This is a genomic window from Cedecea neteri, assembly GCF_000758325.1.
GTDB lineage: Bacteria > Pseudomonadota > Gammaproteobacteria > Enterobacterales > Enterobacteriaceae > Cedecea > Cedecea neteri_B.
The window spans coordinates 4,157,592-4,180,003 of record NZ_CP009459.1 but is presented as its reverse complement, the minus strand read 5'-3'; the positions used below and the strand labels follow the sequence as shown (position 1 = coordinate 4,180,003).

Sequence of the window (22,412 nt, the reverse complement as noted above, 5' to 3'; positions counted from 1 at the left end):
TTCCTCCAGGTTATAGTAGAGAACAATTAAATTGATAACCATTATCATTTGCTTTATCGTTAACGCCATTCTTTAAGGAACGAAGGAGTGTTAGCGTGAAGCGTATGATTAAATTCAAGAATATTTGTCTGGCTCTGGCATTGACCGCCGCCGGTTTGCCTGCCGCACTGGCCGCGACGGTGACCGATATCGTCGGGCGGGAAGTAACCATCCCGCAGAAGGTTGACCGTATTTTGCTGGGGGAAGGGCGGCTGTTTTATGCCCTGGCGCTGCTGGAAGGGCAAAAGCCGATTGACCGTATCGTCGGCTGGCAGGGCGACTTCCGTAAGTTAGACACGCAGACTTACGCGGAATACAAAGCGAAATTCCCGAAAATTGACGATATTCCGCTGATTGGCAGCACCACCGCCGACAGCGTCAGCCCGGAGAAAGTGCTGACTCTGCACCCGGACGTGGCGATTTTTGGCCTGTCTGGTCACGGCCCTGGCCGCCACAGCGAGCTGGTCTCCCAGCTTGAAAAAGCGGGCGTTCCGGTGGTCTTCGTCGATTTTCGTACCTCGCCGCTGAAAAATACCTTGCCGAGCATGCGCGTGCTGGGCAAAGTGTTGCATCGCGAGAAACAGGCCGATGATTACATCGCCTTTTATGAAGCAAACCTGAAAAAAATTACCGACGTCACCGGCAAGATGGCGGAGAAAGACAAGCCATCGGTGTTCATCGAACTGCGTGCGGCTGCCATGGAAGAGTGCTGCGGTTCGGCGGGCAAAGGTAACATGGGCGACTTCATCGACCTGGCGGGCGGCACGAACATTGCCAAAAACCTGCTGCCGGGCGCGCTGGGCACCGTCAACCTGGAAAAAGTGCTTGCCGCTGACCCACAGGTTTATATTGCCAGCGGCGGTAAAGCGCCAGGCTCAACCTCGCCGGGCGTAGTGCTTGGCGCGCAGGCTACGAAAGCCGAGGCACAGGCCAGCCTGAAGAGCGTGCTGGAACGTAAAGGCATTGACCAGTTAACGGCGGTCAAAGAAGGGCGCGCCTATGGCGTATGGCACAATTTCTACAATTCGCCTTACAACATCCTGGCGATTCAGGCGATGGCAACCTGGTTCCATCCGCAGCAGTTTGCTGAGGTGAACCCGGAACAGACAATGCAGCAACTTTATAAACAGTTCCTGGCGGTCGAACCAACGGGAACGTACTGGACCGATCTTAAGAAGTAACGAAGGTAAGACTTAATGAGTGCCACCACCGATCCAATGCCAAACGAGGCGCAGCCTGCCACCATTATGGGGCGCTACCAGCAGGTGCTACGCCACCGCTATTTGCTGATGGGGGCGTTGGTTATTGCGATTTTCGCCTCGCTGCTGCTGGACTTTACCCTTGGCCCATCCGGGCTGCCGCTGGATACGCTGTGGCAGACTCTGATTGACCCGGCCAGCGCTAACGCCGGTACGCGGGTGATCGTGTGGGACATTCGTCTGCCTTATGCGCTGATGGCGCTGCTGGTCGGTATGGCGCTGGGCCTGGCGGGGGCGGAGATGCAAACCATCCTCAATAACCCGCTTGCCAGCCCGTTTACCCTCGGCGTTTCCTCCGCCGCGGCCTTTGGTGCCGCGCTGGCAATCATTCTCGGCATCGGTATTCCTGGGGTGCCCGATCAGTGGTTTATCTCCGCCAACGCCTTCGTCTTTGCGCTGTTTGCCGCGTTGATGCTGGACGCCATTACCCGCTGGACCCGCGTGGCGAGTTCCGGCGTGGTGCTGTTTGGTATCGCGCTGGTGTTCACCTTTAACGCCCTGGTGTCGATGCTGCAGTTTATCGCCAGCGAAGACACGTTACAGGGGCTGGTGTTCTGGACGATGGGCAGCCTGGCGCGCGCCTCCTGGGACAAGCTCGGCGTGCTGCTGCTGGCCTTCGCCATCATCATGCCGATTTCAATGCTGAGTTCCTGGAAGCTGACCGCGCTGCGCTTGGGCGAAGATCGCGCCGTCAGTTTTGGCATCGACGTAAAGCGTCTGCGTTTAGGCACGTTGCTGCGCATCAGTATTTTGTCCGCGCTGTCCGTGGCGTTTGTCGGCCCCATCGGCTTTATCGGCCTGGTGGCACCGCACATCGCCCGTATGCTGTTTGGCGAGGATCACCGCTTCTACCTGCCGGGCAGCGTGCTGGTCGGCGCTCTGGTGCTGTCGCTGGCGTCGGTCGCCTCTAAAAACATTATCCCTGGCGTCATTATTCCGGTGGGGATTGTTACCTCGCTGGTGGGCGTGCCGTTCTTCCTGAGTATTATTCTGCGCCATAAGGGGAACGTGTGATGCAGGGCTTAAAGATTGATGCATTCAACGCCGGTTACCCGAAGCGTAAAATCATCGAAAACCTCAGCGTGCCAGCGCTGCCGCGCGGCAAAATCACCGTACTGCTGGGGCCGAATGGCTGCGGGAAATCGACGCTGCTGCGTTCGTTAGCGGGCCTGAATCGCGCGGAAGGGCAGCTGTATCTTGACGGTGAAGACCTGATGGCTTTGCCGTTTGCCAAACGCGCCGAAAAAGTGGTTTATCTGCCGCAGTCTCTGCCGCAAGGTGTGCATCTGCACGTGCTGGAGTCCATTATCGTGGCGCAGCGCGCGTCCGGTGGCCGCCACAGCGCCGAAAGCGAAGCACAGGTCATGGAACTGTTGAAACAGTTGGGGATCTCGCATCTGGCGCTGAGCTATCTCGACCAGCTTTCCGGCGGGCAAAAACAGCTGGTTGGCCTGGCGCAGTCTTTGATTCGTCGTCCATCCCTGCTGCTGCTCGATGAACCGCTGAGCGCGCTGGATTTGAATTACCAGTTCCACGTCATGGATCTGGTCGCCCGCGAAACCCGCGAGCGTAATATCGTCACCGTTGTGGTTGTGCACGATATCAATATTGCTTTACGCCATAGCGAGCACGTTCTCATGCTCCGCGACGGCAAACTGGTTGCCAGCGGCGAACCGGAGGAGGTGATTACTCCGCGTAGCCTGGCCCAGGTTTACGGCGTGAAGGGGCGCATTGAACGCTGCTCGCAGGGTGTTGCCCAGGTGCTGATCGACGGCCTGGTGGAAACGCCCACCGTATAACAACGCATTTCAGGAATACTAAGGAACACAGTATGCAGCCGGCGGCCAATGTAGTCGCTGGCGCATAGTGCAATGTGAGCGCTAAACGTTTGTTTCGTTTGTAATTCACCTCATGGAGAGAAAGAAATGTTAAGGTTGAATCCCATTGTCCGGGGAGGACTTTGTGCGTCTGTGCTCGGTCTGGCTTTCCCCGTCATCGCCGACGATCGAGAAGAAACCCTCGTTGTCACCGCATCTGCCACTGAACAAAACCTCAAAGATGCGCCCGCCAGTATCAGCGTGATCACCCGGGACGAACTGCAAAAAAAACCGGTTAATAACCTGAAAGATGTGCTGCAGAACGTGCCTGGCGTCCAGTTGACCAATGAAGGGGATAACCGCCGGGGCGTCAGCCTGCGTGGCCTGGACAGCAGCTACACCCTGATTCTGGTGGACGGCAAACGCGTTAACTCCCGCAATGCGGTCTTCCGCCATAACGACTTCGATCTGAACTGGATCCCGGCGGATGCCATCGAGCGTATCGAAGTAGTGCGTGGGCCAATGTCCTCTCTCTATGGTTCAGATGCCCTGGGCGGCGTGGTGAACATCATCACCCGTAAAGTCGGCAAAGCGTGGCACGGCACCTTCACCGTAGATTCCACCGTGCAGGAACACCGCGATCGCGGCGACACTTACAACGGCAACTTCTTCACCAGCGGCCCGCTGATTGACGACGTGCTGGGTGTAAAAGTCTACGGCAGCCTGGGTAAGCGCCAGAAGGACGGCCAGCAGGCATCGACCACCAACGCCAGCGGCCTGACGCCGCAGATTGAAGGCTTCACTTCCCGCAACGCCAGCACCGAGTTTGCCTGGACCCCGGCTGATAATCAGGATGTCACCGTGGGCTATGGCTTTGACCGCCAGGACAGGGAGTCTGATTCGCTGGATAAGAACCGCATCGAACGTCAGGATTACTCTCTCGGCCATAACGGGCGCTGGGGCTTCGGCAATACCGAACTGCGTTTCTACGGCGACAAAATCGATAACCTGAATCCGGGCAACAGCGGGGCGATCACCTCCCGCAACAACAGCCTCGATGGCAAGCTGGTGCTGCCGCTCAGCGACATCAACCAGTTCCTGACCTTCGGCGGGGAGTGGCGGCACGACAAGCTGAGCGATCCGGTGAATATTACCGGCGGCAATAGCTCGCAAACCTCGGCCAGCCAGTACGCCCTGTTTATTGAAGACGAATGGCGCATCTTCGAGCCGCTGGCGCTGACCACCGGCATTCGTATGGATGACCATGAAACCTACGGTGACCACTGGAGCCCGCGGGCCTATCTCGTTTATAACGCGACCGATACTGTCACCGTCAAAGGTGGCTGGGCCACGGCCTTCAAAGCGCCTTCTCTGCTGCAGCTTAGCCCGGACTGGACCAGTAAATCCTGCCGTGGCGCCTGCCAGATTGTCGGCAGCCCTGACCTGAAGCCGGAAACCAGCGAAAGCTTTGAGCTGGGCCTGTATTACGCCGGGGACGAAGGCATTCTGGACGGCGTAAGCGGCAGCGTAACCGCCTTCCAGAACAACGTTGAGGATATGATTGATATCCAGCGTACCGCGAACCGCAGCGTGGCGCCGTCTTACTCAAACTTTGTGGGCTTTGATAAGAGCGGTAACCCGATCTTCCGCTATTACAACGTGAACAAAGCGCGTATTCGCGGCGTAGAAACCGAGCTGAAAATACCGTTTAACGACCAGTGGAAGCTGTCGCTGAACTACACCTATAACGACGGGCGCGACCTGAGCAACGGTGGCAATAAACCGCTGCAGCAGCAGTCGTTCCATACCGCCAACGGCACCGTGGACTGGGCACCGCTGGATGACTGGTCGTTCTACGTGTCGGCGAACTACACCGGCAAGCAGCGTGCGGTATCCGCGACGGATAAAACGCCGGGTGGCTACGTCGTGTGGAACACGGGCGGAGCCTGGAAAGCGACGAAGAACGTGAAGGTGCGGGCAGGGGTTCTGAACCTCGGCGACAAAGATCTGAATCGTGATATCTACAGCTATAACGAAGACGGTCGCCGCTACTTTATGGCGCTGGATTATAGTTTCTAAGTTGTAGATAGTTTTATCTGTTCTTTCATAAGAGCCGATTGAAGTTCCGTTCACTTCCAGTCCTGTTTTATCTACAGCTCCTGTACTGGTGAACGTCTTAGGGGAGTCACCGTCACTCCCCTAAGAACCCGGACTCCCGGCGAAATAAATCGACCGCTGAAGCGGCAGACCTCCATTTTATCTCCCAGTCCTGGGTCGGCTGAGATGCGTTCCCGACGGCCGGACCCTGGCCAGTCGGAGAGAAAACGGAGGCGATTTAAGCCGGAACCGAGCCTCGCTTTCTATTTGGTGATGACTTCAACTGCAGTGCCGCTTCTGTTTTTTTACCCTCACCCTAACCCTCTCCCTGGAAGGGAGACGGAATAAACAATGTTTCCCGTGGCTTTTGTTTTCTCCCTCTCCCTTTTGGGGAGAGGGCCGGGGTGAGGGGAAGATGTGTCCCCGGCTCTCATTGCCCCCGGTTATGACCCGACTCAGGCGGGGTTGAGCTGTCGGGAACAGCGAAAGAGAGCGATCGTCGGGGGCTGTCAGGGGGATGGCGTTATCCCCCTGACACGTTCACCGTGCTGGGAACGTGCAGGGAAAACAGATTTTTGGGTGAACGGAAAACAGCGGAGTAGCAGATTTCTCATTTTAAGAGCAGGGGGCACTCCCTAACCCCGCAAATACTCCGCATGAAAACGAAGATGATCCTCTACAAACGTCGCGATGAAGTAGTAGCTGTGGTCGCAGCCCGGCTGAATACGCAGCGTCAGCGGCCAACCTTTCTCCTGCGCGACTTTTTCAAACTCTTCCGGCCTTAGCTGGTCGGCGAGGAACTGATCGTCATCCCCCTGATCGATAAGCATGGGCAGCTGTGCCGACGGCGAGGCTTTACCCAGCAGGCAGCAGCTGTCCCACTCTTGCCACAACGATTCATCTTCACCCAAATAGGCTCTAAAAGCTTTTTGCCCCCACGGCACTCGGGTCGGGTTAACGATAGGCGCAAATGCAGAAACCGAGCGGAAGCGGCCGGGGTTTTTCAGCGCCATGATCAGCGCGCCGTGACCGCCCATGGAGTGGCCAAAGATTGAGGCTTTCTCGCTGACGCTGAAGTTCTCTGCAATCAGCTGCGGCAGTTCGTCACGCAGGTAATCGTACATGCGGAAGTGCGTGGCCCACGGCTGCTGTGTCGCGTTGAGATAAAAGCCCGCCCCCTGGCCGAGATCGTAGCCTGCATCGTTTGGCACTTCTTCGCCGCGCGGGCTGGTGTCCGGCATCACCAGCACAATGCCAAGCTCGGCCGCCACGCGCTGTGCGCCTGCTTTGGTTGTGAAGTTTTCATCGTTACAGGTTAGCCCGGAAAGCCAGTAAACCACCGGTGGTGGCGAGGCGCTTGCCGGAGGTGGGAGAAAAATACTGAACGTCATTGGGCAGTTAAGTACGGTGGACGGGTGGCGCCAGCGCTGCTGCCAGCCTTCGAAACATCGGTGTTCTTCCAGTAATTCCATCCAGAGGATCCTTATCTATTTTCAAGACTTATGAACAACTTTCACTTCACCTGAGTCTAGCCATCCCGCATTATGGCCGCAACGGTATTGTTCTCGCCCGCTCAGGCAATGAACGGTATTTTCGATTTCAATAATTATGCCCGGCACTACTGGATTCTAAGCACGTGCTGCCGCACAATAAGCGGACACTTTGCCCCATGAAGGGCAGAGGTCAGCCACACCTGCAGGAGAAAACAGCATGTCATCACTCTCAAAAGAAGCCGCCCTGGTTCATGAGGCGCTGGTTGCGCGCGGTCTGGAAACGCCGCTGCGTCCGCCGTTGCGTGAACTGGATAATGAAACCCGTAAAAGCCAGATTGCCGCTCATATGACGGAAATCATGCAGCTGCTTAATCTCGATTTGAGTGACGACAGCCTGATGGAAACCCCGCATCGCATCGCCAAAATGTATGTCGATGAGATTTTCTCTGGCCTGGACTACGCCAATTTCCCAAAAATCACCGTCATTGAAAACAAAATGAAGGTGGATGAAATGGTCACCGTGCGTGATATCACCCTGACCAGCACCTGTGAGCACCATTTTGTGACCATCGACGGGAAAGCCACCGTGGCGTATATCCCGAAAGATACCGTCATTGGCTTGTCCAAAATTAACCGCATCGTGCAGTTCTTTGCTCAGCGTCCGCAGGTTCAGGAACGCCTGACCCAGCAGATCCTGATTGCGCTGCAAACGCTGCTGGGCACCAACAACGTGGCGGTGTCCATTGATGCCGTGCATTACTGCGTGAAAGCGCGTGGGGTAAAAGACGCCACCAGCGCGACCACCACCACCTCGCTCGGCGGCCTGTTTAAGTCCAGCCAGAATACGCGTCAGGAGTTCCTGCGCGCAGTACGCCACAATTAATCCCCCAGGCAGGTATCCGTGGAGAGAAATGTCACCCTGGACTTCGTCCGCGGTACCGCCATCCTGGGCATTCTGCTGCTCAATATTGTCGCCTTTGGCCTGCCGAAGGCGGCTTATCTCAACCCGGCCTGGTATGGCGAGATAACCTCCCGCGACGCCTGGACCTGGGCGGTGATGGACCTGTTTGCCGAAGTTAAATTCCTCACGCTTTTTGCGCTGCTCTTTGGGGCGGGGCTGCAAATGCTGCTCGCTCGTGGCTCACGCTGGATCCAGTCGCGGCTGACGCTGTTAGTGCTGCTGGGGTTTATGCATGCGCTGCTGCTGTGGGATGGCGACATTCTGCTGGCTTACGGCCTGACCGGGCTGGTGTGCTGGCGGCTGATTCGTGACGCGACGGGGCAAAAACAGCTGTTTAATACCGGCGTCGTGCTGTACCTCATCGGCATTGGCGTGCTGGTGCTGCTCGGTGTGATTTCAGGTGACGGCCTTAACCGCTCCTGGGTGCCGGATGCGGCCAACCTGCAATATGAGCAGTGGTGGAAGCTCGGTGGCGGCGTGGAAGCTATCAGCAACCGCGCGGATTTACTCTCTTCAAACCTGGTGGCACTGGGCGCACAGTACGGCTGGCAGCTGGCAGGCATGATGCTGATTGGCGCGGCACTGATGCGCAGCGGCTGGCTGAAAGGGGAGTTTAGCCTGAGGCATTATCGCCGAACCGCCGCGATTTTTATCGTCATCGGCATGGCGATTAATCTGCCGGCAATTTTGGCCCAGTGGCACCTGAAATGGGATTCCCGCTGGTGTGCGTTGCTGTTACAGGCCCCGCGTGAGTTGAGCGCACCGTTTCAGGCCATTGGCTACGCCGCGCTGGCGTGGGGATTCTGGCCTAAGCTTTCGCGCTTCCGGCTGGTGGGCTGGATTGCCTGCGTCGGGCGCATGGCGCTAACCAACTACCTGCTGCAAACTGTTATCTGCACAACCTTGTTCTATCACTTTGGTTTATATATGAAATTTGACCGTCTCTCGCTGCTGGCATTTGTCCCTGTCGTGTGGGCGGTGAACATCCTGCTGTCGGTTACCTGGCTGCGTTATTTCCGCCAGGGGCCGATAGAGTGGCTCTGGCGACAGTTAACCGCACGAGCTTCAGGGGATGCGCTGCGCAAAGCACGGAGATAATGATATTCGTCACAAAGGTTAACGAATTGTATGTAACCGCTTTCATCACTGTGATCGACTTCACGCCACATCTCCCCTCACTCCCCGCAAAATAGCCACCTTGCCTAAAACAGGGTGCACCTATGAGACCGACTCCCCCAACGCCGATTACCATTCGTGACGTTGCCCGTATCGCCGGGGTTTCAGTAGCGACAGTATCCCGAGTATTAAATAACAGCGCGCTGGTCAGCCCGGAAACGCGCGAAAACGTCATGCAGGCGGTTGCTGAGCTGGGTTACCGTCCAAACGCCAATGCGCAGGCGCTGGCCACTCAGGTGAGCGACACCATTGGCGTGGTGGTAATGGATGTGTCCGATCCCTTCTTCGGGGCGCTGGTCAAAGCCGTGGATGTGGTTGCCCAGCAGCACAATAAGTATTTGCTGATCGGCAACAGTTACCACCAGGAAGACAAAGAGCGCCATGCCATTGAGGTGCTGATTCGCCAGCGCTGCAGCGCCCTGATTGTTCACGCTAAGGCGCTGAGCGACGAGGAACTGGCTACTTTTCTGGAGCAGGTCCCCGGCATGGTGCTGATCAACCGCCTGGTGCCCGGCTACGCTCACCGCTGCGTTTGCCTCGATAACGTCAGCGGCGCGGTGATGGCCACGCGGATGCTGCTGAACCAGGGGCATTCGCGCATCGGTTATCTGGCGTCCAGCCATGAGATTGAAGATAACGATCAGCGGCATCAGGGCTGGCTGCAGGCGCTGGCGGAGCAGGGGATCGTGCCACCGGAGGGCTGGGTCGGAATGGGCACGCCGGATATGCAGGGCGGAGAAGCGGCGATGGTTGAGCTGCTTGGGCGCAACCTGCAGCTTAGCGCGGTCTTTTCCTATAACGACAGCATGGCCGCTGGCGCGCTAACGGCGCTGAAAGACAACGGCATTGCCGTGCCGCATCATGTATCCATCATCGGCTTCGACGATATTCCCATTGCCCGTTACACCGACCCGCAGCTAACGACCGTGCGCTATCCGGTGGTGTCTATGGCGCGCTTAGCGACAGAACTGGCGTTACAGGGCGCAGCAGGCCAGCTGGATCGTGATGTAACGCACTGTTTTATGCCGACTTTAGTCCGCCGCCATTCGGTGGCGATAAAGCAAAATGTGGTGTCGATCACTCCGCTGTCAAAGAGTTAGATGTAACCGGTTTCAATCTGTGAGTAAATTCACAGTTAATTAACATTGCGCTGACTATTATGTCAGCGTTTTATCAGCTGAAACACTATGTAACGGTGACTTCTCACTTTTAGCATCGTGATAAGGCCATAAGCGCTCATAAAAACGCAGTATTGGATTGTTACCGAACACGGAAGTGCACATTTTTTAGGATAACTTCGGCATTCAGTAACCTTTTAATAACATTACTGTCCTGCCTGGTTTCGAACGCGAACTACCCTGCAAAATAAAAACCGGAGATACCATGAATAAGAAGGTTTTGACTCTGTCCGCCGTGATGTCCTGCATGCTGTTTGGTGCCGCAGCGAACGCCGCTGACCGTATTGGTGTGACAATTTATAAATACGACGACAACTTCATGTCAGTGGTTCGTAAAGCTATCGAGAAAGATGCGAAAGCGTCACCTGATGTACAGCTGCTGATGAACGACTCCCAGAACGACCAGTCCAAACAGAACGACCAGATCGATGTTCTGCTGGCAAAAGGCGTGAAAGCGCTGGCCATCAACCTGGTTGACCCGGCCGCAGCGGGCACCGTTATCGAAAAAGCGCGTGCGCAAAACGTGCCGGTGGTGTTCTTCAACAAAGAGCCTTCCCGCAAGGCGCTGGATAGCTACGACAAAGCTTACTACGTCGGCACCGACTCCAAAGAGTCCGGTATCATCCAGGGCGACCTGATTGCTAAACACTGGGCGGCTAACCCGGCCTGGGACCTGAACAAAGATGGCCAGATTCAGTTCGTACTGCTGAAAGGCGAGCCGGGCCACCCGGATGCCGAAGCGCGTACCACCTACGTTATCAAAGAGCTGAATGACAAAGGTCTGAAAACTCAGCAGCTGCAGCTGGATACCGCGATGTGGGATACCGCTCAGGCTAAAGACAAAATGGACGCCTGGCTCTCTGGCCCGAACGCTAACAAAATCGAAGTGGTTATCGCCAACAACGATGCGATGGCAATGGGTGCGGTAGAAGCGCTGAAAGCACACAACAAAACCTCTATTCCAGTGTTTGGCGTCGATGCCCTGCCAGAAGCCCTGGCGCTGGTGAAATCCGGTGCGATGGCCGGGACCGTGCTGAACGATGCCAACAACCAGGCTAAAGCGACCTTCGACCTGGCGAAAAACCTGGCCGACGGTAAGCCAGCCGCCGAAGGCACCAACTGGAAGATTGAGAACAAAATCGTACGCGTACCATACGTAGGCGTGGATAAAGACAACCTCGCACAGTTCATCGGCAAATAAATACTCGTCATACTTCGAGCCGCAGGGGCGTTAACTGCACTCGCTCACCCCAGTTGCTTACTTGGTGTAAGCGCCTGGGGATTCTCGAGCTTGTTGCCTGCCCGCAACTCGAATTATTTAGAGTATTACGTTTTTAGTTGTACACGGGCGCAGATACCTGCGCCCGGCTTTAGGCAGGTTACTCAGCGACACAGGTATAATTATGGTCGACAATAACTCAGCTACGCCGACGGAATTTTTGCTGGAAATGACCGGCATTAATAAATCCTTCCCCGGCGTTAAGGCACTGGATAATGTTAATTTAAAAGTACGACCACACTCTATTCATGCCCTGATGGGTGAAAACGGTGCGGGCAAATCGACATTATTGAAATGCCTTTTTGGGATCTACAGCAAAGATTCCGGCAGTATCCTTTTTCAGGGAAAAGAGGTGAATTTCAGCAGCACGAAAGAGGCGCTGGAAAACGGTATTTCTATGGTGCATCAGGAGCTTAACCTGGTTCTTCAGCGCACCGTGATGGACAACATGTGGCTTGGGCGCTACCCGACCAAAGGCGTGTTTGTCGATCAGGATAAAATGTACCGTGACACCAAAGAGATATTTGATGAGCTGGATATTGATATCGACCCGCGAGCCCGCGTCGGTACGCTGTCCGTTTCTCAAATGCAGATGATTGAAATTGCCAAGGCTTTTTCCTATAACGCCAAAATCGTTATTATGGACGAGCCTACGTCCTCGCTGACGGAAAAAGAAGTTAATCATCTCTTTAAAATTATTCGCAAATTAAAAGATCGCGGCTGCGGGATTGTTTATATCTCCCATAAAATGGAAGAAATATTCCAGCTGTGCGATGAAATTACGATTTTGCGCGACGGGCAGTGGATTGCCACCCAGCCGCTGGAAGGGTTGGATATGGACAAAATCATCGCCATGATGGTGGGCCGTTCCCTGAACCAGCGTTTCCCGGATAAATCCAACGTACCGGGCGAAGTTATTCTTGAAGTTCGAAACCTGACCTCGCTACGGCAGCCGTCAATTCGCGATATCTCTTTTGATTTGCACAAAGGGGAAATTCTCGGCATTGCGGGCCTCGTCGGCGCGAAGCGTACCGACATTGTAGAAACACTGTTTGGTATCCGCGAGAAATCTGGCGGGACCATTAAGCTGCATGGCAAAAATATTAATAACAGCAGCGCGAACGAAGCGATCAATCACGGCTTTGCGCTGGTAACCGAAGAGCGACGCTCGACCGGGATCTATGCTTACCTGGATATCGGCTTTAACTCACTCATTTCCAATATTCGAAACTACAAAAACAAAGTCGGCCTGCTGGATAACACCCGCATGAAAAGCGATACCCAGTGGGTTATCGACTCCATGCGTGTGAAAACGCCGGGGCACCGCACCTCCATCGGCTCGCTGTCCGGCGGTAACCAGCAGAAGGTGATCATCGGCCGCTGGCTGCTGACTCAGCCAGAAATTCTGATGCTGGATGAACCGACGCGCGGCATTGACGTTGGCGCCAAGTTTGAGATTTACCAGCTGATTGCTGAACTGGCCAAAAAAGGGAAAGGGATCATTATCATTTCGTCCGAGATGCCGGAATTGTTAGGGATTACAGACCGTATTCTGGTGATGAGCAACGGGCTCGTGGCCGGAATTGTAGACACCAAAACAACAACGCAGAACGAAATCCTCCGTCTTGCGTCTGTGCACCTGTGATGATTTAGGGGCTATTAAAAATGAGTGCGTTAAATAAGAAGAGTTTTCTAACTTATCTAAAAGAGGGTGGCATCTACGTGGTGCTGCTGGTGCTGCTGGCGATCATTATTTTCCAGGATCCGACGTTTTTAAGCCTGCTTAACCTGAGTAACATCCTGACCCAGTCCTCGGTGCGTATTATCATCGCGCTGGGCGTGGCCGGGCTGATTGTTACCCAGGGGACGGATCTGTCCGCCGGGCGTCAGGTCGGGCTGGCGGCGGTTGTGGCGGCCACGCTGCTGCAGTCGATGGATAACGTCAACAAGGTGTTCCCGGACATGCACACCATGCCGATTCCTCTGGTGCTGCTGATTGTCTGCGCCGTGGGCGCGGTGATTGGCCTGGTGAACGGGATTATTATCGCTTATCTGAACGTGACGCCGTTTATTACCACTCTGGGCACCATGATCATCGTCTACGGGATTAACTCCCTGTATTACGACTTTGTAGGCGCGTCGCCGATTTCCGGGTTTGACTCCCACTTCTCCACCTTTACGCAGGGCTTTATCGCGCTGGGCAGCTTCCGGCTGTCGTACATTACGTTCTACGCCCTGTTTGCGGTGCTGTTCGTGTGGGTGCTGTGGAACAAAACCCGCTTCGGGAAAAACATCTTCGCCATCGGCGGCAACCCGGAAGCGGCGAAAGTGTCCGGCGTTAACGTGGCGCTGAACCTGATCATGATTTATGCCCTGTCCGGCGTGTTCTATGCCTTTGGCGGGATGCTGGAAGCGGGTCGTATCGGCTCGGCCACCAACAACCTCGGCTTTATGTACGAGCTGGATGCGATTGCGGCGTGCGTGGTTGGCGGCGTGTCGTTCAGCGGCGGGGTAGGTACCGTCGTCGGCGTGGTCACCGGGGTGATCATCTTTACGGTGATTAACTACGGCCTGACCTACATCGGCGTGAACCCTTACTGGCAGTACATCATCAAGGGCGGCATCATCATCTTCGCCGTAGCGCTGGACTCCCTGAAGTACGCGCGTAAGAAATAATTACTGCAGTTTGCAAAAAAGCCCGCCAGGTAATGTGCGGGCTTTTTTTTGCTCAGCAATAACGCTGTATCACTTCTTCTCTTTTCTCTGTATCTCTAACAGCTGCTCCGGCGTAACGGCCGGGTAGGCCTGCGCGTCTTCCGGTACTTCCTGCTGCGACGGAATCGGGACTAATGGGCCGAGGAAACGCGGCTCGCGCTTGAAGAGGTAGAGATCGGCTAATGCGCCCAGTCGAGCGGCAAATTCACGGGTACGCACGGTAAGCATATTTTTCGGGGAAGGTACCGCGTAGCAATGCGCCTGAATCCCCATATGCAGGGCGATAAACAGCGCACGCTCGCAGTGGAAGCGCTGGGTGATAATGATGAAATCGTTGGTATCAAAGACTTTACGGGTGCGAACAATCGAGTCCAGCGTGCGGAAGCCTGCGTAATCCAGAACGATATCCGCCGGATCAACGCCGCCGGCGATCAGGTCTTTGCGCATGGTCATTGGCTCGTTGTAGCTTTGCTGCGCGTTATCGCCGCTCAGCAGCAGGTAGTTCACCTTGCCGCTGTTATAGGCGTTCAGCGCGCCCTGAATACGGTACAGGTAATACTGATTGATGACGCCGGTGCGGTAATACTTAGCGGTACCGAGCACCACACCCACCTGGCGATAGGGCAGATCCTGCAGTTCATCGTAGACGTAGGGGGCGGTTTTCCAGCTGATCCAGCGGTCGAGCCCGAGCGCAGCCGCCAGCGTTAAGCCGATAACAATAAGCAGGCTGTAAAACACGCGCTTCAACATGAACTTGCAGACTCATTCGCGGGGTGAAATTTCATCCAAGGCTACTTTACCCGGCCCTCAAGAGCAAGAAACGCGGGGTCAGTTGGGGCAAATTTCAACAATGCGAGTGTGGGTACACCCGCAACGGAGAATTATTGAGCAATATTAACGCGTTCTACGTCTTCACAGCCCAGCGCTTTCAGCGTGGCGGAGGTGGCATCCCACTGCAGCAGCGGCGCATCGAATTTTTCTGCCAGCACGGCGCGTTTAATCTGCGGATAGTCGTAACCATTCAGAGAAAGCAGATTCAGTGCGGCCTGCAGCGGTGGCAGGGAAGGGTTGAACGCGGCGTTTTCCGCATAGCATCCGGTGAAGATTTTTCCGTCGACCATTTCCAGCGCCACGCCAGCCGGGGCCTGGCTGTAAGGCGCGTGGCTGCGGTTAGCCGCGGTAATTGCAGCCTGGGTCAGGGAATCCCCTTTCAGCGCAAAACCGTGGTTTTCTTCATCCAGCAGCAGCGTTTTGATGTCCAGGTCGCGCGGGCCAAAGGCATCCGGCAGATACTCACCCAGAGTGGAAGGCTTGCGGCCAGGCAGATGAATACGCAGCGCGGTGCCGCTGTTCAGTTCATTCATAAACTGACGGCAGTGGCCACAGGGAGTGTAGTTGACGGTGATATCAACCAGGCCTTTTTCGCCGCGCATCCACGCGTGAGTAATGGCGCTTTGTTCGGCGTGCACGGTTTGCTGCATGGTGGCACCCAGAAACTCCATGTTGCCACCAAAATAGAGATTCCCGCTGACGCCTCGCGCGACGGCTCCCACATTGAAATGAGAGAGGTCTGCCCGGGCGCAGGCTGCGGCCAGCGGCAGCAGAGCGAAAGCCAGGTCTTCGTCACCCAGCCCGGTTTGATGTTTTAGTGCTTCAACTTCGGCTGCGGTAAACATCGCCGGGAAGTGGCCGTCGGCAAGCAGGGGTTGCAAAGCGGTTTGCAGTGCGGCGGGGAGTTGCACAACGGCGGCATCAAAACGTGAACGCATGTTAAAGCCTCATCAAAGGTAACGGAAACGTAGTTTACGGATCTGTATAGGCTAAATATGTGATCTAGTTCTAATTGTTTATGCAACTTATGAAAACAAATCTGAAAATGCGCGATCTCTCGCAAGTTTTAGCCGAAGAGCTTCAGCAGCACCGGGAATAAAAACGGGGCGATAAGTGACGTCATGACCCCGCAAATCACCAGCGCCAGCGAGCTAAAAGCCCCTTCCTGGAAGTCCAGCTCCGCGCAGCGCGCCGTACCCAACGCGTGTGAAGCTGTACCCATCGCCAGCCCGCGTGAAGCTTTAGTATTGATGCGCATCATGTTCAGCAGCGTGTGGCCAAACACGGCCCCAAGAATGCCGACGAAGATAACGCAGACGGCGCTAATAGCCGGAATGCCGCCAATGCCACCGCCCACCGCCATCGCAATTGGCGTGGTAACAGATTTCGGCAGAACCGAGGCGGCAATTTCCGGGGACGCGCCCATTAATAACGCAATAGAGGTGCCGGTGGACATCGCCACCATGCTGCCAATAAAGCAGATGGTGATGATGGATTTCCAGCGGGCGCGGATCTGGTGAATTTGCTCATAAAGCGGGAAGGCGAGCGCCACAACTGCCGGCTGCAGCAGGTCGTTGAGCACCTCACTGCCTTTAAAATAATGGTCGTAAGGAATGCCGGTCACCAGCAGCAAAGGAATGATCACCACCATGCAGACCAGCAGTGGGTTCAGCAGCGGGGATTTCAACCGGGCGGCCAGCTTGCGGGCGGCAAAAAACACCAGCAGCGTTAACGGTAAAGACCACCATATAAAGTGCATCATTTTTTCTCTGCCTCACCTTCACCAATCACTTTTCTTTCGCCGTGCACCAGATGCGAACTCCAGCTCACGATAATCAGCACCACCAGCGTACTGATCAAACAGGACACCACCACCGGGCCAAACTGGGCTTTCAGCACGTCGTAATACTGCATCACGCCCACGCCAATAGGTACGAACAAGAGGGCCATATAGCGAATCAGCAGGTGACAGCTGGGTTTTACCCACTTCGCCGGCAGGATCTGCAGCGACAGCAGCACAAACAAAATCAGCATGCCGATAATGCTGCCGGGAATGACGATAGGCAGTAAAGAGGCGACAAAAATACCGGCGTATAAGCACAGGTAAATTAAGACAAAAGCGCGAAGATACTGCCAGATTATCGTGAACGAGTTGCGCATGGCGGTTACCCTTTAAGAAACGCATTCATCATACAATTAAACGCAAAATTGTGCTATCCATCACATCATGAATTATCAGCATAACAAACATTCCCTGCGTGAAGGTTGCCGGGCAGATTTCAGGCAATAAAAAAGCGGCCCGCAGGCCGCTATTTTTTAATCAACTTGAGCTTAGTTCAGACGAACCGGCATCCCGGAACGGTTCTGAATCGCCTGGTCAACAACGGTGGTGTCAACGTCGGACTGGGCGGTGACCTGCTGAACGCTGCTGGTCAGTTTAATCGGCACGATTTCATCGGAGTTGAACTGCGCTTCGGTGGTGGAAAGCGGGTTGTGAACTTCGATATAACGGCTGCCATCCGGCTCGGTGGTGGCTTTTACCGGCTCATCAATAAACTGAACGCGGGTGCCAACTGGCACGTTGTCGAACAGGAACTTGATGTCTTCGTTACGCAGACGCACGCAGCCGTGGCTTACGCGCAGGCCGATACCAAAGTTGGCGTTGGTGCCGTGAATCGCATACAGGTTACCGATGTACAGCGCGTACAGGCCCATTGGGTTATCCGGGCCTGCAGGGACAACGGCCGGCAGCGGTGTACCGGCTGCGGCGTATTCCGCATGCATTTTCGCCGTCGGGGTCCAGGTTGGGCCATTTTTCTTACGCTCTACTTTGGTGGTCCAGTTGATCGGGGTATCTTTCCCCAACTGGCCGATACCGATTGGCAGCACGATCACGGTGTTGGTGCCTTTCGGGTAATAGTAGAGGCGCATTTCGGCGCTGTTGATCACAATCCCTTCATGCACGGTGTCCGGCAGGATCAGCTGCTGAGGGATGTTCAGAATGGTACCGGCTTTTGGCAGGTACGGGTCAATCCCTGGGTTAGCTTCCAGCATGTTAGACAGACCCATCTGGTACTGTGCGGCATACTCTTCCAGCGGTGCGGTGCTGCCTTCAGGAATAGTGATAACCTGGTTTTCACCAACCAGGCGGCTGCCGTTAGTCGGTAACGGATAAGTCACGGCGGAAGCAGAGAAAGACGCGACAGCCACAAAAGCCAGTAAAAGCGAGCGTAATTTCATAGTCATGTTATGCGAGTGTTATGCCAGACGGGCCAGCTAGTGAGTGTTCATGGACGATTCAGCCGCGCATTATATGTGCATTACATTCATCTGGGAAATCAGATGTGGATGAAATCACAATTTTTTCACACTGATTAACTATTGTACGGTGAAGATGCGGGGCGACCCTTTATCATAGTTATGGCATAATGTGGCCGAAATCACATTCCAAAATCTCGACAACTTATTTCTCCAGGACATACCAGTGCTTGTATCCAGCAACGTTACCATGCAGTTTGGCAGCAAACCGCTGTTCGAAAATATTTCCGTTAAATTTGGCGGCGGCAACCGTTATGGCCTGATCGGCGCGAACGGAAGCGGCAAATCCACGTTCATGAAAATCCTCGGCGGGGACTTAGAGCCTACGCTTGGCAACGTTTCTCTCGACCCTAACGAGCGTATCGGTAAGCTGCGCCAGGATCAGTTCGCCTTCGAGAAATTCACCGTACTCGACACCGTTATCATGGGCCACGGCGAGCTGTGGGAAGTGAAGCAGGAACGCGACCGCATTTATGCCCTGCCGGAGATGAGCGAAGAAGACGGTTACAAAGTTGCCGACCTCGAAGTGAAATACGGCGAGATGGACGGCTACACCGCAGAAGCGCGTGCGGGCGAATTGCTGCTTGGCGTGGGCATTCCGCTGGAGCAGCACTACGGCCCGATGAGCGAAGTCGCTCCCGGCTGGAAACTGCGTGTGCTGCTGGCGCAGGCGCTGTTCTCTAACCCGGACATCCTGCTGCTCGACGAACCTACGAACAACCTGGATATCGACACCATCCGCTGGCTGGAGCAGACGCTGAACGAACGCGACAGCACCATGATCATCATTTCGCACGACCGTCACTTCCTGAACATGGTCTGCACCCACATGGCTGATCTCGACTACGGCGAGCTGCGCGTTTATCCGGGCAACTACGACGAGTACATGACGGCGGCAACTCAGGCTCGCGAGCGCCTGCTGGCGGACAACGCGAAGAAGAAAGCGCAGATTGCTGACCTGCAATCCTTCGTGAGCCGCTTTAGCGCCAACGCCTCTAAATCTCGCCAGGCGACCTCTCGTGCCCGTCAGATTGATAAAATCAAGCTGGACGAAGTGAAGGCCTCCAGCCGCCAGAACCCGTTCATCCGCTTCGAGCAGGATAAGAAACTGTTCCGTAACGCTCTTGAAGTTGAAGCCGTGACTAAAGGGTTTGAGAATGGCCCGCTGTTTAAAAACTTCAACCTGCTGCTGGAAGTAGGCGAGAAGATTGCCATTCTGGGTGCCAACGGCGTGGGTAAATCCACGATGCTGAAAACCCTGGTCGGCGAGCTGGCCCCGGAAAACGGCAGCGTGAAGTGGTCTGAGAACGCTCAGATTGGTTACTACGCCCAGGATCACGAATACGAGTTCGAAAACGATCTGACCGTCTTTGACTGGATGAGCCAGTGGAAGCAGGAAGGCGATGACGAGCAGGCGGTGCGCAGCATCCTGGGTCGTCTGCTGTTCAGCCAGGACGACATCAAGAAGCCGGCTAAAGTCCTCTCCGGGGGCGAGAAGGGCCGCATGCTGTTCGGCAAGCTGATGATGGAAAAACCAAACATCCTGATCATGGATGAACCAACGAACCACCTGGATATGGAATCCATCGAGTCGCTGAACATGGCGCTGGAGATGTACCAGGGCACGCTGATCTTCGTTTCCCACGACCGTGAGTTTGTTAGTTCGCTGGCAACTCGCGTACTGGAAATTACCCCAGAGCGCGTGATTGACTTCACCGGTGGTTACGAAGATTACCTGCGCAGCAAAGGGATCGACGGGTAATTTTACTTTTACCCTCACCTTAACCCTCTCCCTTAAAGGGAGAGGGGACAGATCGAGGAATCTACCTCCCGTGGTTTTCTCCCTCGCCCCTCTGGGGAGAGGGCCGGGGTGAGGGGAACTACAGCCCCCACACCTCGCATTCCACGCCGTTCACCAGCAATCGACGCTTTTCTCCCTCAGGCAAAGACAGCTTAATCTCGCGCCACGCGGGCAAATAATCCCCCTTACGGCTAAAGACCACGTTAATCTCGTTGGCTGAGCAGGTTATTTCCCAGCTAAGCCACAGCGCGTTGCCTTCTTTATAACCCCAGGATTCACCATCATCCTCAAACAACATGCCCTGGGAAACCCCGGCGCCCTGTAGCGGGTAAATTTTCAGCTCACGAACGGTATCGTCCTGCGGAGAAACGTAGCTGATACGTTCGCTGTGAGGCAGAGCCGCACCGGCGCGAACCAGCAGCGGCAGACGCTCAAGCGGGGCGGGCAGGGTGATGGTCTGGCCGCCGCTAAACCACTGGCCGGTGTCATAGTTGTACCAGCCGTGTTTATTGGCCGGCAGCCATAAAGCGCGTTCGCGCTGTCCCGGCTCCACCACGCTTGCCACCAGAAGATCCCTGCCCAGCATGAATTCATCGCACTCTTCAAATGTGTTCACATCGTGTTCATGATCGAGGAAGGTCGGCCGCAGCATCGGTTCATCATCCGCATGCGCCTGCCACAGCAGCGTGTAGAAATAGGGCAGCAGGCGATAGCGCAGCTCAATGGCGCTGCGAATGGCCGGAGTCACCGCCGGATACATCCACGGTTCGTTTACGGTGTGGTCATCATTCCATGAATGGATGGTAAAGCGTGGGTGCATCACGCCGTTCTGAACCCAGCGCACGAAAAGCTCGGCGTCTGGCTTGTCACCTGAAAAACCGCCGACGTCATGCCCGACGTTGAACAGGCCGGACAGGCTCATGCCGACGCCCATGCGGGTGTTGTAACGCAGCGTATCCCAGCTGGTGCGGTTGTCGCCGCTCCACGTCTGGACGTAGCGCTGCATCCCGGCGCAGCCGGAACGGGAAATCAGATACGGGCGTTTCTCCGGGGAAAATTTCTGCTGAGCCTCCATCGAAGCGCGCATCATCAGCAGCGGCATGACCGGGCGAATATGTTTGATGGCTATCGGTTGGCCAAAGCCGTGGCACCGCGCTTCCCCGTCCCACACTTCGTATTCGTTGTTGTCGTTCCAGGTGGAGCCAATGCCCATTTCCAACAGCTGTGTGGTGACACCAGCCTGCCACCACTTCACCGTGGCCGGGTTGGTGAAGTCCAGATGAGAGCCTTCATCGTCCCAGAAGCTGGAGCGTTCCGGCGTATCAGATTCCGAATCTTTGATAAACAATCCGCCTTTGGCAACCTCCTCATAGCGTGGGTGATCCTGCAGTAGACAAGGCTTGATGTTAGCCGCAAGGCGGATCCCGGCCGCCATAAACGCCTGGCTCATCACCTTCGGCTGCGGCACTTTTTCATAATTCCAGTTAAACACGTAGCGTTTGTTATTGATCGAGGTATAGCCCGACGACAGCTGGAAAGAGTCGCACGGAATCGCGTGCTGCTGGCCCAGCCGGATAAAGTTCATCAGCTGATTTTGGGCGTCCGGCGCGTCGGTGTAATGCATCGTTGAGCCGCTGTAACCGAGGCTCCATTTGGGCCCGAAGAAGGTTTTCCCGGTCAGGCGCACAAAGGCTTTGGTGACGTCCAGCACGCGCGGGCCGAGAAACAGGTAATAGTCCAGGTCGCCGGCTTCCGCCTGCCAGCGGCGATAGGCCAGATGATAGTTGTCGATCTCGTTGCCCAGATCCAGCCAGCAGCTGCTCAGGTTGTCATAGAACAGGCCAAAGCTGACGTCTTCCCGGCGCGTAATAGTGAAGGGAATATGCTTGTAAAGCGGGTCGGTCGACACCGCGTTATAGCCCATTGCGTCCAGGTTACGCATCTCGTAGCGTCTGCCGGTGCGGTTAAGCGGCCCGGCTTTTTCACCCAGGCCGTAAAAGCGCTCCCCGGCAAAGCGCCGCTGATAGTGGGCCACGCCATCACCGTGAGCGTTAAGCTGGTAGGCGCTGGTGGGGCGATCGCAGGCGAGAGGCAGCCATTCGCCCTGTTCGGATTTGTATTCCCACTCCAGGTAAAGCGGCTGATGCACTGTCACGCGCAGGCTTTCGGTACTGATGAGGAGAGCATCCGATTTCTGTTCCAGCGTGAAGCCGGGCAGGGTAAACCCGGAGAGGCTTTCGCGGTCGCGCCCCTCCCACGGAACATCCTGCTGCGGGGCGATGCTCCAGGTGCGGTCCAGCGCCAGGCCCTGGTGGCGCTTAATCAGCACGCGAAACAGCTTCTCTTCCAGCACATACAGGTGTAGCGAATGCTTGCCGTCGAGGGTCAGGATAACCTGGCTGTCATCTTGTTTTACGAGAGTCCAGTTCTTAAGTGTTTTCATGAGAG

At 55.5% G+C, this 22,412-nt stretch carries 18 protein-coding genes; 11 read left to right on the top strand and 7 right to left on the bottom strand.

Features of this window, described 5'->3' with window-relative positions; genetic code table 11:
* Positions 1 to 104 precede the first annotated feature (104 nt).
* From LH86_RS19485 to cirA, 4 genes are all read left to right on the top strand, one after another.
* Positions 105 to 1,220, top strand: a complete 1,116-nt coding sequence (locus LH86_RS19485; protein WP_039306413.1) for an ABC transporter substrate-binding protein — start codon at positions 105 to 107, stop codon at positions 1,218 to 1,220.
* A gap of 15 nt (positions 1,221 to 1,235) precedes the next feature.
* A complete protein-coding gene (locus tag LH86_RS19480; protein WP_008459946.1) occupies positions 1,236 to 2,312 on the top strand; it encodes a FecCD family ABC transporter permease in 1,077 nt (358 codons plus the stop codon).
* A complete protein-coding gene (locus LH86_RS19475) occupies positions 2,309 to 3,097 on the top strand; it encodes an ABC transporter ATP-binding protein (protein WP_156107048.1) in 789 nt (262 codons plus the stop codon). The genes LH86_RS19480 and LH86_RS19475 overlap by 4 nt, the downstream gene beginning before the upstream one ends.
* Positions 3,098 to 3,223: 126 nt before the next feature.
* Positions 3,224 to 5,194 carry a catecholate siderophore receptor CirA gene (cirA, locus tag LH86_RS19470; RefSeq protein ID WP_039304902.1) on the top strand — a complete coding sequence of 657 codons (1,971 nt, stop codon included), beginning with the start codon at positions 3,224 to 3,226 and terminating at the stop codon, positions 5,192 to 5,194.
* A 653-nt stretch (positions 5,195 to 5,847) separates the two neighbouring features.
* Here cirA and fghA read toward each other — a convergent pair.
* Positions 5,848 to 6,684, bottom strand: coding sequence for an S-formylglutathione hydrolase (gene fghA, locus LH86_RS19465; protein ID WP_039304898.1), 837 nt, complete (start codon positions 6,682 to 6,684; stop codon positions 5,848 to 5,850).
* Positions 6,685 to 6,922: 238 nt separating this feature from the next.
* On the opposite strand from fghA, the gene folE reads away from it, so the two are divergent.
* The 6 genes from folE (at position 6,923) to mglC (ending at position 13,975) form a co-directional block, all read left to right on the top strand.
* Complete coding sequence (folE, locus tag LH86_RS19460; protein WP_008455254.1) at positions 6,923 to 7,588, top strand: GTP cyclohydrolase I FolE; 666 nt, start codon at positions 6,923 to 6,925, stop codon at positions 7,586 to 7,588.
* A gap of 18 nt (positions 7,589 to 7,606) precedes the next feature.
* Positions 7,607 to 8,764, top strand: coding sequence for a DUF418 domain-containing protein YeiB (yeiB, locus tag LH86_RS19455; RefSeq protein ID WP_039304895.1), 1,158 nt, complete (start codon positions 7,607 to 7,609; stop codon positions 8,762 to 8,764).
* A 122-nt stretch (positions 8,765 to 8,886) separates the two neighbouring features.
* Complete coding sequence (galS, locus tag LH86_RS19450; protein WP_039304892.1) at positions 8,887 to 9,942, top strand: HTH-type transcriptional regulator GalS; 1,056 nt, start codon at positions 8,887 to 8,889, stop codon at positions 9,940 to 9,942.
* A gap of 283 nt (positions 9,943 to 10,225) precedes the next feature.
* On the top strand, positions 10,226 to 11,221 hold the full coding sequence (gene mglB, locus LH86_RS19445) for a galactose/glucose ABC transporter substrate-binding protein MglB (protein WP_039304889.1): 996 nt from the start codon (positions 10,226 to 10,228) through the stop codon (positions 11,219 to 11,221).
* Between the two features lie 202 nt (positions 11,222 to 11,423).
* Entirely contained in the window at positions 11,424 to 12,944 is a 1,521-nt protein-coding gene (mglA, locus tag LH86_RS19440; protein ID WP_039304887.1) for a galactose/methyl galactoside ABC transporter ATP-binding protein MglA, read from the top strand.
* A 20-nt stretch (positions 12,945 to 12,964) separates the two neighbouring features.
* Positions 12,965 to 13,975: a galactose/methyl galactoside ABC transporter permease MglC gene (gene mglC, locus LH86_RS19435; RefSeq protein WP_008455248.1), complete on the top strand. Its 1,011-nt coding sequence runs from the start codon at positions 12,965 to 12,967 to the stop codon at positions 13,973 to 13,975.
* Positions 13,976 to 14,044: 69 nt separating this feature from the next.
* Here the strand turns inward: mglC and sanA are convergent, their stop codons facing one another.
* From sanA to ldtB, 5 genes are all read right to left on the bottom strand, one after another.
* Complete coding sequence (gene sanA, locus LH86_RS19430) at positions 14,045 to 14,764, bottom strand: outer membrane permeability protein SanA (protein WP_039304883.1); 720 nt, start codon at positions 14,762 to 14,764, stop codon at positions 14,045 to 14,047.
* Positions 14,765 to 14,895: 131 nt separating this feature from the next.
* A complete protein-coding gene (cdd, locus tag LH86_RS19425; protein WP_039304880.1) occupies positions 14,896 to 15,783 on the bottom strand; it encodes a cytidine deaminase in 888 nt (295 codons plus the stop codon).
* Between the two features lie 128 nt (positions 15,784 to 15,911).
* Positions 15,912 to 16,607, bottom strand: a complete 696-nt coding sequence (locus tag LH86_RS19420; RefSeq protein WP_039304877.1) for a CidB/LrgB family autolysis modulator — start codon at positions 16,605 to 16,607, stop codon at positions 15,912 to 15,914.
* The gene (locus tag LH86_RS19415; RefSeq protein WP_039304874.1) at positions 16,604 to 17,005 is read right to left on the bottom strand and encodes a CidA/LrgA family protein; all 402 of its coding nucleotides are present in this window, start codon (positions 17,003 to 17,005) and stop codon (positions 16,604 to 16,606) included. Before LH86_RS19415 ends, LH86_RS19420 begins: the two co-directional genes overlap by 4 nt.
* 171 nt (positions 17,006 to 17,176) lie before the next feature.
* Positions 17,177 to 18,091, bottom strand: coding sequence for a L,D-transpeptidase (gene ldtB, locus LH86_RS19410; RefSeq protein WP_039304872.1), 915 nt, complete (start codon positions 18,089 to 18,091; stop codon positions 17,177 to 17,179).
* A gap of 238 nt (positions 18,092 to 18,329) precedes the next feature.
* On the opposite strand from ldtB, the gene LH86_RS19405 reads away from it, so the two are divergent.
* Positions 18,330 to 19,925 carry an ABC-F family ATPase gene (locus tag LH86_RS19405; protein WP_039304867.1) on the top strand — a complete coding sequence of 532 codons (1,596 nt, stop codon included), beginning with the start codon at positions 18,330 to 18,332 and terminating at the stop codon, positions 19,923 to 19,925.
* A gap of 118 nt (positions 19,926 to 20,043) precedes the next feature.
* Here LH86_RS19405 and LH86_RS19400 read toward each other — a convergent pair whose 3' ends face one another.
* Positions 20,044 to 22,407, bottom strand: coding sequence for a glycoside hydrolase family 31 protein (locus tag LH86_RS19400; protein ID WP_039304865.1), 2,364 nt, complete (start codon positions 22,405 to 22,407; stop codon positions 20,044 to 20,046).
* Positions 22,408 to 22,412: the final 5 nt, after the last annotated feature.